Source organism: Gordonia sp. 852002-50395_SCH5434458, from assembly GCF_001665905.1.
Lineage (GTDB): Bacteria > Actinomycetota > Actinomycetes > Mycobacteriales > Mycobacteriaceae > Gordonia > Gordonia jacobaea.
In genome coordinates this window covers 102,397-118,054 of the sequence record NZ_LZTC01000048.1, presented here as the reverse complement: position 1 = coordinate 118,054, position 15,658 = coordinate 102,397, and the positions used below count along the sequence as shown (strand labels likewise).

Below are 15,658 nucleotides of genomic sequence, written 5' to 3'. Positions count from 1 at the left end.
GCAGAGGCCTGTGGAGCGAGCTCTTGCGCGTTGTCGCCGAGGCTGTTATGGCCTTACCCGCTCACCTGCTGCAACGGTGAAACTCGAGGGTCTGCGACCACGCAGTAGTGCCTTGACCTGCACCGTTGGATGTGACCCAAATGACCCCCGTGCTAGACTGGGCCTACTCGAAAGGGGCACGGAACATTGAATTTCAAAGTTGGCGACACCGTTGTCTACCCCCATCACGGTGCTGCCCGGGTCGAAGACATCGTTACCCGGACCATCAAAGGTGAGCAGATCGAATACCTCGTTCTGAAGGTTGCCGATGGTGATATGACAGTCCAGATTCCCTCGACAAAGCTCGAGTATGTCGGCGTCCGAGACGTCGTCGGTCAAGAGGGACTCGACCAGGTGTTCCAGGTGCTGCGGGCACCCCACACCGAGGAGCCCACCAACTGGGCCCGACGTTTCAAGGCCAACCAGGAGAAGCTGATCTCCGGCGACATCATCAAGGTCGCCGAGATCGTGCGCGACCTGTGGCGCCGCGAGCAGGATCGTGGCTTGTCTGCAGGCGAGAAGCGCATGCTGACCCGCGCTCGTCGCGTACTGGTCGACGAGCTCTCGCTCGCACAGAACACCAACGACGAGAGGGCCACCAGCATCCTCGACGAGGTGCTGGCCGCGGCGTCTTGACGCTGACCGGCTACTGATAGACGTGGCCCAAGGGACCACGCCGACACCCGGCGGACCGTTGACCAGCGTCATCATCCCTGCGGCTGGATCGGGTACCCGACTCGGACTCGACCAGCCCAAGGCATTCGTCGACCTCGGCGGATCGACGATCCTCGAGCGTTGTGTCCATGGGGTCCTCGACGCTGACATCAACGCCGAGGTCGTCGTCGTCGTTCCCGCGGATCTCGTCGAGCATGCTGCTGTACTCGTTCCGTCGGCCGTCGTTGTGGCCGGTGGTGCTCACCGTTCTGAATCGGTGCGTGCCGGTATCGCGGTGAGTGGCAACGCCGACATCGTGCTCGTGCACGACGCCGCGCGCCCGTTCACACCTCCCCGCGTCTTTCGCGCAGTCGTCGACGCCGTGCTCGCCGGACATCGCGCTGTGGTGCCCGGACTGCCGGTGGCCGACACACTCAAACGCGTCGACCCTTCGGGCCGGGTGCTCGACACCGTCGACCGCGAACCACTCCGCGCAATCCAGACGCCGCAGGGTTTCACCCGCGACGCGCTGATCGCAGCGCATGCAGACGACTCCGGCCTTGCCACCGACGATGCCGGACTCGCCGAGCGCATTGGTATCGACGTCCACGTCGTCGAGGGCGACCCGCTGGCCTTCAAGATCACCACGCCGTGGGACCTCCGCATCGCCCGTGATCTGGTGCAAGAGGTCGCACGATGACGCAGCGCACGGTGACAAGACGGTGCCCGATGAAACGATGCCCGATGACTCCAGGAGCAACTCGATGAGAGTCGGCATCGGTACCGACGCACATGCACTCGACCCGGCCGCTCCGTGCTGGATGGTCGGGCTCTTCTTTCCCGACACGCCCGGATGTGCCGGGCATTCCGACGGCGACGTCGGTGCGCACGCTCTGTGCGACGCCGTGCTGTCGGCTGCAGGTCTCGGCGACCTCGGCTCGGTGTTCGGCACCGGGCGACCCGAATGGGACGGGGTATCGGGCGTGACGATGCTCGCGCACGTGTCGCAACTGCTTGCCGACGACGGGTTGGTCGTGGTCAACGCCGCGGTGCAGGTGATCGGGAACACACCGAAGATCGGTCCGCGCCGTGCGGAGGCGCAGCAGGTTCTCGGTGCCGCGCTCGGTGCTCCGGTCTCGGTCTCGGCGACGACAACCGACGGCCTCGGTATGACCGGCCGCGGCGAGGGTGTGGCCGCAGTGGCGACGGCGCTGGTGACCGAGGCGGATCCGACGCCGGGCGACCGGTAGAATCGCACGTCGTGACCTTGCGCCTACATGACACCGCTGCTCGAGAGGTGCGCGACTTCGTGCCGCTGCACCCCGGCCGAGTGACGATCTATCTGTGTGGCGCAACCGTGCAGGGCGTTCCCCACATCGGTCACGTGCGCAGCGGCATCGCGTTCGACGTACTGCGCCGCTGGCTGGAGTACAAGGGCGACGACGTCCTGTTCGTCCGCAACGTCACCGACATCGACGACAAGATCCTGCGCAAGGCCGCCGAAGCGGAGCGACCCTGGTGGGAGTGGGCCGCGACGCACGAGCGCGAGTTCTCGAAGGCGTATGACGCGCTGGGCGTGCAACCACCGTCGGCCGAACCGCGCGCGACCGGCTTCGTGACGCAGATGGTCGAGTACATGGAGCGACTCATCGCGCGCGGACATGCCTACGCCTCGGACGGCAACGTCTACTTCGACGTCCGCAGCCTCCCCGATTACGGTGCGCTGTCGGGGCAGAAGCTCGACGACATGCATCAGGGCGAGAGTGCCGGCACCGGCAAACGCAACCCGCAGGACTTCACCCTATGGAAGGCCGCGAAACCGGGCGAGCCGTCGTGGCCGACGCCGTGGGGTCCTGGCCGGCCCGGCTGGCATCTCGAATGCTCGGCGATGGCGACGTCGTTGCTCGGTCCCGAGTTCGATATCCATTGCGGTGGAATGGATTTGATCTTCCCGCACCATGAGAACGAGATCGCGCAGGCGCACGGCGCAGGCGATCCGTTCGCTCGGTACTGGCTGCACAACGGCTGGGTCACCATGGGTGGCGAGAAGATGAGCAAGTCGCTCGGCAACGTCGTGGCGATCCCGGCGATGCTGCAGCGGGTGCGGGCCGTCGAACTGCGCTACTACCTCGGTAGTGCGCACTACCGGTCGATGCTCGAGTACTCCGACGGCGCGCTCACCGAGGCTGCCGCGGGATATCGGCGTATCGAATCGTTTGTGGGACGGGTTGTTTCGCGCGTGGGCCAGGTTGCCGTGGGGCAGGTGCATCCCGACTTCGCCGCGGCGCTCGACGACGACCTCGGCGTGCCCGCCGCGTTGGCGACGATCCACAACGTCGTGCGCGAGGGCAATACCGCTCTCGAGGCGGGCGACGGTGGCGCGGCTGTTGCCGCCGCCGAGTCCGTCCGCGCGATGATGGATGTGCTCGGCGTCGACCCTCTCGACGAGCATTGGTTGGAAGGCTCCGACGAGACCGATGCGATGTCGGCGCTCGATGTACTGGTGCATGCGGAACTCGGTCGGCGCGCACAGGCACGTGCCGACAAAGACTGGGCGACGGCCGACGCTGTGCGAGATCGCATGTCGGAGGCCGGTATCGAGGTCACCGACACTCCCGACGGCCCCACCTGGGCGCTCAAGGGCAAGTAAGCAATTCAAGCGGACGGGACGACAACGATGGCCGGAAACTCCAAACGCCGTGGCGCAGTGCGCAAATCGGGCAGCAAGAAGGGGCAGACCGTCGGCTCCGGTGGGCAGCGTCGACGCGGACTCGAAGGCCGTGGCGCGACACCCAAGGCCGTCGACCGTCCGTACCATGCCGCACACAAGAAGGCGAAGGCCGCCGGGAAAAGCGTTGCGGGAAGGCCGAATCCGCGTCGCAAAGACGACGGTCCGGAGTACGTGCTCGGCCGCAACCCGGTGCTGGAGTGTCTGCGCGCGGGCGTTCCCGCGACGGCCCTCTACATCGCGGTCAACAGCGAACCGGACGACCGCGTCGCCGAATCGGTGAAACTCGCGGCGGACAAGGGCATCGCGATCCTCGAGGTCGGCAAGCCGGAACTCGACCGCATGTCGGCCAACGGACTGCATCAGGGTGTCGCACTGCAGGTGCCCGAGTACCAGTACGCACATCCAGACGACCTGATGCGCGACGCCATGGAGTCGGGCACCCCGCCGCTTCTCGTCGCGCTCGACAACATCACCGACCCGCGCAATCTCGGCGCGGTGATCCGTTCGGTCGCCGCCTTCGGTGGGCACGGCGTGGTGATCCCGGCGCGCCGCAGCGCGAGTGTCACCGCGGTGGCGTGGCGGACCAGTGCCGGCGCAGCCGCGCGCCTACCGGTCGCGCAGGCACCGAACCTGACCCGCACGCTCAAGGAGTGGGCGGAGACCGGCGCGCAGATCGTCGGCCTCGACACCGAGGGCGACGTGACGCTCGACGACTACGACGGCACCGGGCCGACCGTGATCGTCGTCGGATCGGAGGGCAAGGGGTTGTCGCGGCTCGTGCGCGAGACGTGCGATTCGATCCTCTCGATCCCGATGGCAGGCGACGTCGAAAGCCTCAACGCGTCGGTCGCCGCGGGCGTGGTGCTCGCCGAGTTCGCGCGCCAGCGTCGTCAGCAGTAGCCCCCTGCCGGCAGGCGTCCCATCGGACCTGTGTGACCGTGGTTGCCCGACGTTCGTTAGGTTGAGGCAATGACGCTGATCGACACCATCGTGACCACGACCGACGGACTTGTCGGGGGTCTCAGGGGAAGACGCGCCCGACGCGGCACCATCAGCTGGAAGGGCATTCCGTTCGCAGCTCCGCCCGTCGGTGAGGGCCGTTTTCGCGACGCACAGCCGGTGGCGCCGTGGCCGGGTGTTCGCGACTGCACGGCATTCGGCAACGCCGCCATCCAGGAGCGTCGATTCACGGCGACGGGTCCGGGGCGCTACGTACCGACCAGCGAAGACTGCCTGACGCTCAACGTCTTCTCCCCCGAGGAGCAGTCGTCGACGCCGCGCCCGGTGATGGTCTTCATCCACGGCGGCGCCTACATCCTCGGCACCGCGGCGACGCCGCTGTACGACGGCGCGGCGCTCGCACGCGCGCAGGACGTCGTCGTCGTGACTGTGCAGTACCGCTTCGGGGCATTCGGAATGCTCGATTTCAGTGACTATTCGACGCCGGAACGCACCTTCGACGAGAACCCGGGACTGTCGGACATGCTCGCCGCGCTTCGCTGGGTACAGCGCAACATCGCGGCATTCGGCGGCGACCCGGACAACACGACGGTGTTCGGTGAGAGTGCGGGTGGATCGGCGGTCTTGACGCTGCTCGCGACCCCGGAAGCCAAGGGTTTGTTCGCGCGCGCGATCGCCGAGAGTCCCGCGCCGGAACTCGTCGTGAGCAAGCCGAGCGCGACAACGTTCGCCGACGAGTTCCTGCGCCTGCTGCGTGACCCGGAGCGTCGCACCGGAGACCCCGACGATGGCGAAGAGCCGATCGCCCCCGTCACCGCGCGTGAACTCCTCGACGGCGCGAGCCCCGAGCAGATCTTCCGGGCGAGCAATCGGCTGATGCGCTTCGCCGCCAGGGCGCAGACCCCGGAACCGGTACCGTTCGCGCCCGTCGCGGGCAGCGCGCTGCTGCCGAAACTACCGGTCGACGCGGCGCGAGCTGGCGAAACACACCCGGTTCCGCTGATCGTCGGCGGTAACCGGGACGAGGGCAAACTCTTCGAGAAGCTGTGGAACATGCTTCCCGACGCCGAGCGCATGCTCCTGCGCGTCGAGGACGAGGGTGCCCGCGAGCAGATCTCCGCGCTGTATGCGGGTCCGGGCGAACGGCTGCGACTGTCGGCCGACGCGACCTTCTGGGCGCCAGCGGTGGCCTTCGCCGACGGGCACAGTCGCGTCGCGCCTACCTACACCTACCGCTACGACTTCTTCACCAAGGTGCTCGGCAAGCTCGGCGTCGGAGCGACGCACGCGACCGAACTGTTCGCGGTGTTCGGTGCCTACCGCTCGGCTCTCGGTGCGCCGCTGAGCGTCGGGGACTGGCGTGCCGTCGCCCGCGTCACCGCAGACATGCAGTCGCGGTGGGGAACCTTCGCGCGCACCGGCGTCCCCGGCGACGACTGGCCGCGCTACTTCGAGGACGACCGCGAGATCCTGGTCATCGACCGGACCGATCGCGTCGAAGCCGATCCCGACGGCGAACGCAGACTCGCATGGCATCGGGGGACCGGCCTGATCGTCGACGGTGACCCGATCGAGTCAGAGTTCGACGCTGCTCGGGGGATCTGACGCCAGGTAGGTCAGCACCAGTGGGTTGAACAGGTGCGGTGACTCCAACGGGAGGATGTGGGTGCCGGGGAGAACGGCGAGCCGACCGTTGGGCAGGGTCGCTGCGAGGTCGACGGAGTGCTCGATACGAACGATTCCGCAGTCGGCCGCGATGACGAGGGTCGGGGCAGTCACCGCCGCGAAGTCGGTGCTCTCGAATTCCGGCTCGAAGCGCAGCATGGTGACCGTCTTGTCGAAGACGACGTCGGATTCCCCGCCGTCGTGTTCTCCGTCGTCGTGCAGAAAGCAGTCCCGAAGGCACGCGACGACCTTCTCGTCGCTCTCGTCGAGGCGGTCGGTCAGTGCGGAGACCGTGAGTCCGTGCCGGTTGACATAGCTACCCGTTGTCACGATCCGGGCCACGAGTTCGGGACGGCGTTGCGCGATCATCAGGGCGATGACGCCACCGTCGCTCCAGCCGACGATGTTCGCGGGGCCGCGCACGACATTCTCGAGGTAGGCGATGACCTGGTCGGCCATCGACGCGAAACTGTAGGGGCCGGGGCAGTCGGGGCTGTGGCCGTGACCGCTGCGCTCGGGTACGAACAGGCGAAGGCCCGCGTCGGTGAAGTCGCCGAACTGCGCACCCCAACTCGACGCCGACGAAAACGAGCCGTGCAATAGGACGGTGGGCGGACCCATCGGGTCGCCACCTTGAAAATGCCACAGCAGATCCCCGTTGATGTCGATGTAGCTTCCACCGTCGGCGCGGTCGCCGACACTCGGTGATGCACTGCGGAAATGTGCGTCGATCATCCGCTCGATTCTCCGGCCAACCCTCCCAGGCGGCGACAACTGCCGTTGGACATGCGGCCCATGCTTCCAGAAGCCGTGGAGCCTGTGGACACGGAATGGACTCGAAACTGCAACGGCAGCACACATGCGGCAGGTCACCCGTCCCAACGCTGACACGCTGATGTGTGTTCGTTGACAGTCGCATCTGCACAGCATTAACCTCAAACGTGCAAGTGCTTCCGGCCAGACGCATTGAGGCGAGATCGGTGGAGTTCCCGTCACGGGGGATTGGGTATGCAGAGTGGGCATGTGCCGTCGGATTGTTGTGATCGCCGCGGCACTGTGTGCAGTGCTGGCGTTATCCGGAGTCGGCGACGCGTTGGCAGCGCAGGGCGACACACCACCTCCACTGGGACTGCGATCGATCGGGGCGGCTCCCGACATCACCTTTGCGGGCCAGCAGGCCCAGGTCAGCGTCTCGATTCCAGTGCCACAGAACCTGACGCCGGACAAATTGAGCGGGTTTACCGACGTCCCGCCGTTCGTCACCGGCGGGACGGTCGACGTACTGCAGGGTGACCGGGTGATCTCGCGGACGCCGATCAATCCGGCGCCGAACTCGCCGATCGAGTTGCCGCTGGCGGGTGTTCGTGTGACCCGCAACGCCGCCGACATCACGTTGCGGGCCTATCTGACCGTGAGCGGAATCTGCCAGTTCGACCCGGACAACGCGTTCCACATCCGCGACACGACGCTCTCCTTCACCGGGCGCGAGGCGATCCCCCGAAGTGTCGCCGAATTCCTTCCCCCGATCCTGCGCAAACTCACGATCTTCGTCCCGCAGAACCCGACGAGTGCCGAGGCGTCGGCGGCCGTCGGTCTGGCGACGTCCGTCGCGTCGAACTACGGCACCGCCGACTTCGACATCGACGTCGCGTCACTGGGTGCGGGCTCGCTCGTGCCGAGCGGTCAACCGGATTCGCTCGAACGTCAGATCGTGATCAGCAGCGCGGCGCCCGCCGGGCTGAGCGTCGAGAATCAGAATGGCGCTGCCTATCTGGTGATCGGCGGTCAGGCCAACGAGCTGACCAACCAGGCGCGGGCTCTGACGTCGAATCTGTCGCCGATCGCGCAGAGTTCCTCCGCGGTCGCCGGTCCGCTGCACGACGCGCCGCAGCTGACTCCCGAGGTGCAGACGCTGGCCGATCTGGGTATCAACGATCAGATCGTCACGTCGTCGGCATGGCCGTCGATCACGCTCGGGATCGACCAGACGCGCCTTGGCAGGCCGTCGCAGGACATCCGTGTGCAACTCATCGGATCGGCGACACCGGCGGCGAACGGGTCGTCGCCGGTGGTGTCGGTACGGCTGGGGGATCGCGTCATCGCGACGATCAAGACCGATGACTCGGGTGCGTTCAACCAGTGGGTCGACCTGCCAAACGGTGCGTTGAGCAGGTACAACGGGCTGGTCGTCACGCTCGAACGGGGCGACGTCAAAGAGGGCTGCGGCAACGGGACCCGTGGGTCGCTGAGCGTCTCTGCGGCAGGCGAGATACGTAGCTCGCCCGCAGATCCGCCGATCCCCGCGGGGCTCGGATCGATGCCACAGTCACTGATGCCGCGCACGCAACTCGCGTGGACCAAGGGCGACGTCCCCGACGTCGCGCGCGCGGTCTCGATCATGACGACGATGCAGCGGTTGTCCGCGGTGCCGCTCGGCGTCGACGTGGTCTCGATGTCCGACGCCGCGTCGTCGACACAGCCTGCGGTGCTGATCGCCGCCGACGGACAGGGACTACCCGACGGCGTCGCGCTGCCGGTGACGCAGAAGTCGGGGACGGTCACCGTACGCTCGTCGTCCGGCGCCGAATCGAAGGTCACGCTGAATCCGCAGGTGCAGTTCGGGTCGCTGCAGGTGACGCGGTCCGACGACCGCAGCACGCTGGTCGCGACCTCGACCAACGACGCCGGTGACCTCGACGATCTACTGCGCTGGTTCTCCGACAACGCCTCGAACGCGACCGGCGACGCCGCGCTGAAGATCTCGGGCCGCGATCCGATCACGGTCGACGCCGACGCGGGTGCCCACGACGAGACGTCGAACAGTCATCCGCTGGGGTGGCTCGTCGTCGTGGCGGTGATCCTGGGAGCGGTGATCCTGTTCCTGATCGTCGCAGCAGGACTCAAGCTGCTGCGGCGTCGACACACCGGTGACGACAGCGCGCAATGACCGTCACCGAGGCACCCGCTGACTCCTCCGGCGCGTCGTCGGAGGAATCGCGGAGTGCGGGTAGGTCGATTGTCTCGCGGCTGCTCCTCAGGTGGCTGCTGCTGGTCGCGGCGACGGTTGTCGCCTACTGGCACAACATCGGGCAGTGGTACCGCGAGATCTTCGTATACGAGTCGGATCTCAGCTACATCCTCGTGGTGCTGGTCCTTGTCGCCATGGCCGCGTACGGGGTCACGCTGCGCCGCCACGAGGAGCGGGCGATCCGCGATCGTCAGACCGACATCATCGTCGGTGTCATCGTGATGCTGCTGTCGTTCTGCTTCGACGGCGCGCTGACCAACCGGTTCACCGGTTCGCTGTATCTGCTGACGCACCTCGACATCCTCGGCCTGCTGACGTTCTTCTTCGGCGGTTCGATCCTGATGTTCGGGCTGCGGCCGACGATGCGCTACCACTGGGTGTGGCTGTTCGGACTGGTGACGTTTCCGATCGTGTACCGGGTCGCGTTGCTGAGTATCGGTGGCAACGAGTTGTCCGCGGGTCTGGTGATGACGGTGTTCGGGGCGGTGGCCGCCGCAATCGCGATCGGTCGTGATCGACGGTCGGCCCTGATCGGCTTCATCGCGGCGGTCGTGCTCGGGGTCGTGATCGTCGTGGTTGTCCACGTCCTGCATCCCGACGCCCCGCTCTTCGCGTTTCAGGCACTCCCCGCGGTTGGCAGCGTCTTCGTCGTCGGGTTGATCGCGTACCTGCATCGCCGGCGGCACACGACGTCGCGTCCGTTCGACCGCCCGTTGTACGAGCCGGGCGTCGAGACGGTCAAGGCGGGTGCCATCTGCGTGCTTGTGGTCAGTGCTGTGATCACGCTGCTCCTGCCGTTTCAGCGAGTGGTGGCTACGCCGGTGACGACGATCGCGGGATTGTCGACACAGGCACCGTTGGCGGTGCCACCCGAGTGGCGCCAGGATGGGCCGACGGTGCGCTACGACTTCGCCCACAACCTTTACGGGCGCGGTGCGCAGTTGGCGCGACAGAATCTGATCCAGCGATCCGGGGATATCGCATTCGACAAGGAGTCCCGCCCGCGCAAGGTGGTCGTCGACACGATCGAAACGCTTTACCCGCTGCAGTTCGACCTCTACCCGCAGACCTTCACCTACGACCTGTTCGGTGACCGCTTCTCCGACTCTGTCAATGTGGTACTGCCGCACGGCATCCCAGCAGTTCTCGAGGTGATCCTCGATGACAAGAGGTACCTCACCTACACCCTGCTCACCTGGCTATGGGGCAACGGTACGCACGCGCAGCAGGTGTCGGTGTGGTCGGTCGACAACCACGAGCCGAACGCCTACTTCCCGCAACCCGACCTGACGATCGCGACGAATCTGCGTGCGCTGGTCGACATCACGTTGCGGGGCAACGCGGTGACCCGTGACGACCGCCCTGATTTCAAGGACCGGCAGCTGGTACTCGACGCCGGGCGCGACATCGTCAACGAACAACTGTCCGGCGTACGGCGGGAGGATCAGCCATGACCGAATCCGCTTCGGAGCAACCGACATTCGCCTCGCCTACCACCAAAGAAGAAGTGGACGAACTGCTTTCGGACGAGAAGTACCGCACTGCAGCGCTCGACGACGCGATCAACCGGCTGCGTAGCGAAGATCCGATGATGACCGCGTCTGTCGCGTTCAGTCGGACGCAGAAGATCATCGGTGCCGTCGTGGTCGCCGTCATCGTCGTCGGATTCGTGTTCTGGCCGGTCGGTACCGCGGCGACGCTGGTGTCGATCGCGACGGTGATCTACATCGTCTCGCTCATCGAGCGGCTCAACACATTTCGGCTGGGCCTGGTCAACGGTGCGATCCGGATCTCCGACGAGGCGGCGCGAGCGATAGCCGAAGACGACCTGCCGAAGTACACTGTGCTGGTTCCCGCATACGGTGAGCCGGAGGTCGTCGGACATTTGATCGAGGCGATGGAATCGTTCGAATACCCGCAGGAGAAGCTGCAGGTGTTGCTGCTGCTCGAGGAGGACGACGCCCCGACGATCGAGGCCGCTCACGCCGTCGACTCGTCGCCCATCATCACCTCGGTGCTCACACCGCCCGGCGATCCGCGGACCAAACCAAAAGCCTGCAACTACGGATTGCATTTCGCCACAGGCGATATCGTCACCATCTTCGACGCAGAGGATCATCCCGACCCGCTCCAGTTGCGCAGGGTGGTGGCTACGTTTCGTGAACTCGACGACGATTCCGTCATCTGCGTGCAGGGCAAGCTGAGCTTCTACAACGTCACCGACAACGTTCTCACGCAATGGTTCACCGCCGACTACGGCATCTGGTTCGGCTACCTGTTGCCGGGACTGATGGTCAGCAAGGCGACGATTCCGTTGGGCGGGACGTCGAATCACTTCCGCAAGGACATGCTCATCGAGCTCGGTGCGTGGGATCCGTTCAACGTCACCGAGGACGCCGATCTCGGGGTGCGCATCGCAGGCGAGGGTTATCGCACCGCTGTGCTCGACTCGGTCACGCTCGAAGAAGCAAATGTGGATGGCATCAACTGGATTCGTCAGCGGTCGCGTTGGTACAAGGGCTACATGCAGACGTGGCTCGTGCATATGCGCAGGCCCCGGCGCCTCTTCCACTTCATGGGGCTGCTCGGGATGATTCGGTTCACCCTGCTGATCGCAGGCACTCCCTTTATCGCGTGTATGAACATGATCTTCTGGCTCATCCTGATCGTGTGGATCGCCGGGCACCCGGCGTTCGTCGCGCAGCTCTTCCCCGGGCCGATCTACTACCTGTCGCTGATCTCGTTCGTCATCGGTAACAGCGCGGCGATCTATATGACGCTCGTCGCGAATCGGGAGGACGACCGCGGCGAACTGCTCTGGTCGGGGCTCATCGTCCCGTTCTACTGGGTGATGATGAGTATCGCGGCGATCAAGGGCATGTGGCAGTTGCTGTTTCGGCCGTCGTACTGGGAGAAGACGGCCCACGGACTCACGTCCGACGCCAGTCCGTCTGACACGTCTGACGCTTCCGGTGCTTCTGACGCGTCGGCTTCGTCGGGTACGGCTTCGTCGACGCAGGCGGCTCAATGAGCCGTCGATCCGTCGCGCTGTGGCTCGTCGTGTGGCTGGCCTACCTGGCTTTCGGTGTGTACCTGGCAGTCGGCGTGCACGCCTACTTCGGCGACTCGTTGGCTCGCGTGCAAGCAGCGCAGAGCGTGCTGTTCAGTCGGGATCCGCACTTGGCCGCAATAGGATTCATCTTCACGCCCCTGACCGCGCTGGTGCAGCTACCGCTCACCGCGCTGTCGGTGTGGTGGCCGCAGATGACGACCGACGCGTTGTCGGCCGCGATCATGTCGTCGGCGTTCATGGCAGGCGCCGTGGTGCAGGTGTCTGGGGTGGCGCGCGATCGCGCACTACCCCCGGCGATGACCGTCATCGTGACGCTCGTGTTTGCGCTCAACCCCATGATCATCCTGTACGGGGCCAACGGGATGAGCGAGGCGCCGTACATCTTCTTTCTCGCGTGGGCCGTCCGACGGTTGATCCGGTGGGTCGACACCGATGACGTACACGAATTGATCGTCGCCGGAATCGCTCTCGGCCTCGCCTACCTCACGAGATACGACGGCGCGGTCGCAGCATTTGTCGCAGGGTGCTTTGTGGCATTCGTGACGTATCGACGTTCCGACAAGGCAGTCGGGCGCAGGCTGCGCGCGCAGCGGGCGCTGCTCGACGTCGTGCTCGTCGCGTCGCCGAGCCTGCTGGCGTTCATCGTCTGGGCCATCACGAGTTGGCTGATCACAGGCCAGGCGTTCGCACAGTTCACCTCGCAGTACGGAAACACCGCGATCATCGATCAGTCGGGTGGCACGGGCAGCGCGACCGGCATTGAGGCGCTGCGTTTCTCGATCACCGAACTACTTATCCTCGCGCCGCTGTACCTCGTGCTGTTCGTTCTCGTCGCGTGGGTGCGTATTCGCCGACACCGGCTGTACCCGCTCGCGGTACCGGTCCTGATCATCGGTGCCGTTGTTGCGTTTCAGGTACTGAGCTACGTCCGCGGAACCACTTTCGGATTCTTGCGCTTCTACATGACGATCATCCTGTTGGCCGCGGTGACCGCGCTGCTCGCCACCCCGGCGCGCCGCATCGAACCGTATCGTCGACTCGGACCGCGAGCGTCACTGCCGCAAGCGAATCCGCGCGCGGGACGAGGGTGGCGCTACGGTGTGATCGGCACTGTCGCGGTCCTCGCATTCGTGGTGGGACTCCCCGTCACTGCCGCCGGCATGACGTCGCCGAAGTATGCGCCGCAGGAGTTCGCATACCGCTCTGTCGTTGCGCCCAAACCCGATTCGACGGAGAAGCGCTACCTCGACGAAGCCCGAGTGTTGCGGTCGTTCTCGACTGAGCGGGCGCTCGCGGAGTACCTCGACTCGCTGCATCTGCCGGACGGCAGCGTGCTCACCGACACCGTCTACGGATTCGCGGTTGTCGTGCAGTCCCGACATCCGAAGCAGTTCGTGATTCCGTCGGATCAGGACTTCGACCAGATCTTGAACGAACCCGCTCGGTTCGGAGTGCGGTTTCTGCTCGCGGTGCCGCGAGCCGGGCGCGGGTCGTCGGACGCATTGAACATTCGATACCCCACGCTGTATGACAACGGCGATCAGATCTCAACACTCGTCCTCGAGGCCCGCAACCAGGGTGCCAACATGCCGAATTGGCGTGTGTACGAGGTGAATCCGCGGACGTCGTGAGTGCGTGTCAGGAGATTTCGCGTGCAACGACCTGCCAGGCGGGGTCGTCGTAGCCGATGTCGAACGTGCAGTCGTCGAGCCGCGGGTCGGGGACGAATGCCCACAGCAGGGCACCCGCGACCCCGACCGAGCGTAGCGACTCGTACTTGCTGGTGAACTGGCGTGCGCGACTGTCGAGTGGCAGACACGACCCGGCCTCGATCCCGATCTCGTTGACCACCAACGGTTTACCGAGTTTTCTTGCCTGGGTAAGGCGCGCAGGGAGATTGCTGCCACCCGGTGCGATCGCGCCGCCCGCGCTGTAGTCGTGGTAGTCGAGAACGTCGAGGCCGTGGGATGCGGCGACGCGCGCGTAATCGCCTCCCGTGAGCCCACATTGGTCGCCCCCGACGAAGCCTGCGAAGATCGGGTGCTTGGAGTCGATGGCCCTGATACGTTGGCCGATTTCGACGAAGAATGTTCGCAGAACCGCCGCGCCGTTGGCTGGACAGGTACGTGTCTGCCAGGCGCATCCCGTAGCTCCGCAGTTGCTCGTCTCGGGCTCTCCGACCGGCTCCCAGCCCGCGAGCGTCGGTTCGTCGTGCCAGCGTTTGATCGCAGTGGACAGCCAGTCGTCGAAGGTCATTGCCGCAGCGATTTCAGTTGTGCGCCAACCGCTCTGGTACCAGGAACGCTCTTTGAACTTCTCGTTCTCGCACGCGCCGGAGCTTCCGGTCAGCACCGGCAGGATCATCTGGTTGTGCCGCTTGGCTGCGGCGAAGACGGCGTCGAGCCGTGAAAAGTTGCTTCTGCCGGTCTTCTTGTCGACGATGAACGCCGAGTAGAGGTTGAACCGCGTCAGGGCCCGCGGTGGGAGCTTGCCGAAGTACTCGTCGAGATCGACCTGGGCGCCGCATCCGACATTGATCGCCCAATCGGTGCCGAGCTGGTAGCTGTTGAAACCTGCGGGAAACCAGGTGCGTCCGTCGAGTGTGAGCCCGGTTTCTGTCGTCGTCACCCTGCCTGCGAAGTCGTGGTGCGCCGAGGGTGCCGCCGACTCGTCGTCTAGCGTTCTGGGAGCAGGTTGGCCGCACGCGGCGGCGAAGACCATGACCAGCGCAGCGATCACGCAGAATCGGAGCGCGTGCCGGAAGGTCACGCCTCGAACCCTACTCCGCCGACTACCGTCGAAGCGGTGAGAACATTCCGGACGACGCGCGCCGCGGCGGTGCTCTCGTTGATGGTGGCGCTCGTCTTCGCGCTGACTGGCTGCGGCGCGGACTCGACGTCGAGCGCGCCGACGTCCGCGTCGGCATTGAGTGTGTCGGGGTCTGGGGCCGAGTCGAGTGTGTCGGATGCGGCGTCTGGCTCCGGGGCGCCGTCGGGTGCTGCGTCTGGGGCGCCGTCAGCGTCTCCAGTCCTCGATCCGGCGCACCCGCCGCCATATGTCGACCATGTCACGTGGGTGAGCACGGCCGTCGGACCGAGTCTGCAGATCTATCCAACGCCCAACGGCCGCGCGAGCATCGCCGACGACGGCGCGCAGGTCGCCTGGCGCGAGGTGCTCGCGCTGGCCCCCGACGCCGACACCCCCGGCATGAACGCGCAGTTCGTGTGCCACTGGAACTTCGCCCGCGCCGTCGACCCGAACAAGCCGAGCTGGAACATCGAACCGCAACGACCCGTCGTCGACGACTCGACGATGATCGCCACCCGCTGCAACCCCGGCGCGCCGGAGGAGTGAGGCGCGGCGCGTTCTGGCTCGGGCGGGCGTCTCGGCGGCGCGCGGGAAGTGGGGGAAGGGTCGTCGAGCGGCGCGGGAACTGGGGGAAAGGTCGTGGGGCCGCGCAGGCCGTTGCCGACCCAGGCCAGCGCCGCAGGCTCCGACCACAGCCCCG

Annotated in this window: 13 protein-coding genes; 11 read left to right on the top strand and 2 right to left on the bottom strand. The window is 65.8% G+C overall.

The features are described 5' to 3' along the window. Window positions 1–186: 186 nt before the first annotated feature. The 6 genes from A5785_RS11690 to A5785_RS11665 all read left to right on the top strand — a co-directional run bounded on the left by A5785_RS11690 (window position 187) and on the right by A5785_RS11665 (window position 5,989). Window positions 187–675, top strand: a complete 489-nt coding sequence (locus A5785_RS11690) for a CarD family transcriptional regulator (protein ID WP_049699870.1) — start codon at window positions 187–189, stop codon at window positions 673–675. A gap of 22 nt (window positions 676–697) precedes the next feature. Then, on the top strand, window positions 698–1,393 hold the full coding sequence (gene ispD, locus A5785_RS11685) for a 2-C-methyl-D-erythritol 4-phosphate cytidylyltransferase (RefSeq protein ID WP_064866582.1): 696 nt from the start codon (window positions 698–700) through the stop codon (window positions 1,391–1,393). A gap of 64 nt (window positions 1,394–1,457) precedes the next feature. Beyond that, window positions 1,458–1,943: a 2-C-methyl-D-erythritol 2,4-cyclodiphosphate synthase gene (gene ispF / locus A5785_RS11680; RefSeq protein WP_064866580.1), complete on the top strand. Its 486-nt coding sequence runs from the start codon at window positions 1,458–1,460 to the stop codon at window positions 1,941–1,943. A gap of 11 nt (window positions 1,944–1,954) precedes the next feature. Beyond that, window positions 1,955–3,343 (top strand): cysteine--tRNA ligase, encoded by a 1,389-nt coding sequence (cysS, locus tag A5785_RS11675; protein ID WP_064866578.1) that lies wholly within the window; start codon window positions 1,955–1,957, stop codon window positions 3,341–3,343. Between the two features lie 27 nt (window positions 3,344–3,370). After that, on the top strand, window positions 3,371–4,324 hold the full coding sequence (gene rlmB, locus A5785_RS11670) for a 23S rRNA (guanosine(2251)-2'-O)-methyltransferase RlmB (RefSeq protein ID WP_005204812.1): 954 nt from the start codon (window positions 3,371–3,373) through the stop codon (window positions 4,322–4,324). A 69-nt stretch (window positions 4,325–4,393) separates the two neighbouring features. Next, a complete protein-coding gene (locus A5785_RS11665) occupies window positions 4,394–5,989 on the top strand; it encodes a carboxylesterase/lipase family protein (protein WP_064866576.1) in 1,596 nt (531 codons plus the stop codon). On the opposite strand, the gene A5785_RS11660 is transcribed toward A5785_RS11665, so the two are convergent. Beyond that, the gene (locus A5785_RS11660; RefSeq protein WP_064866574.1) at window positions 5,960–6,784 is read right to left on the bottom strand and encodes an alpha/beta fold hydrolase; all 825 of its coding nucleotides are present in this window, start codon (window positions 6,782–6,784) and stop codon (window positions 5,960–5,962) included. The two genes, A5785_RS11665 and A5785_RS11660, sit on opposite strands and share 30 nt — an antisense overlap. A gap of 286 nt (window positions 6,785–7,070) precedes the next feature. Here A5785_RS11660 and A5785_RS11655 point away from each other — a divergent pair, with 286 nt between their 5' ends. Genes A5785_RS11655 through A5785_RS11640 form a run of 4 tightly spaced genes read left to right on the top strand, consistent with a single transcriptional unit; the run spans window position 7,071 to window position 13,781 of the window. Then, window positions 7,071–8,996, top strand: coding sequence for a hypothetical protein (locus tag A5785_RS11655; protein ID WP_064866622.1), 1,926 nt, complete (start codon window positions 7,071–7,073; stop codon window positions 8,994–8,996). After that, entirely contained in the window at window positions 8,993–10,531 is a 1,539-nt protein-coding gene (locus A5785_RS11650; protein ID WP_064866572.1) for a hypothetical protein, read from the top strand. The genes A5785_RS11655 and A5785_RS11650 overlap by 4 nt, the downstream gene beginning before the upstream one ends. Next, a complete protein-coding gene (locus A5785_RS11645; protein ID WP_064866570.1) occupies window positions 10,528–12,108 on the top strand; it encodes a glycosyltransferase in 1,581 nt (526 codons plus the stop codon). Before A5785_RS11650 ends, A5785_RS11645 begins: the two co-directional genes overlap by 4 nt. Next, on the top strand, window positions 12,105–13,781 hold the full coding sequence (locus A5785_RS11640; RefSeq protein WP_064866568.1) for an ArnT family glycosyltransferase: 1,677 nt from the start codon (window positions 12,105–12,107) through the stop codon (window positions 13,779–13,781). Before A5785_RS11645 ends, A5785_RS11640 begins: the two co-directional genes overlap by 4 nt. A gap of 7 nt (window positions 13,782–13,788) precedes the next feature. On the opposite strand, the gene A5785_RS11635 is transcribed toward A5785_RS11640, so the two are convergent. Beyond that, a complete protein-coding gene (locus A5785_RS11635) occupies window positions 13,789–14,919 on the bottom strand; it encodes a hypothetical protein (RefSeq protein WP_064866566.1) in 1,131 nt (376 codons plus the stop codon). An 81-nt stretch (window positions 14,920–15,000) separates the two neighbouring features. Here A5785_RS11635 and A5785_RS11630 point away from each other — a divergent pair, with 81 nt between their 5' ends. Further along, complete coding sequence (locus A5785_RS11630) at window positions 15,001–15,504, top strand: DUF2599 domain-containing protein (protein ID WP_064866620.1); 504 nt, start codon at window positions 15,001–15,003, stop codon at window positions 15,502–15,504. Window positions 15,505–15,658: the final 154 nt, after the last annotated feature.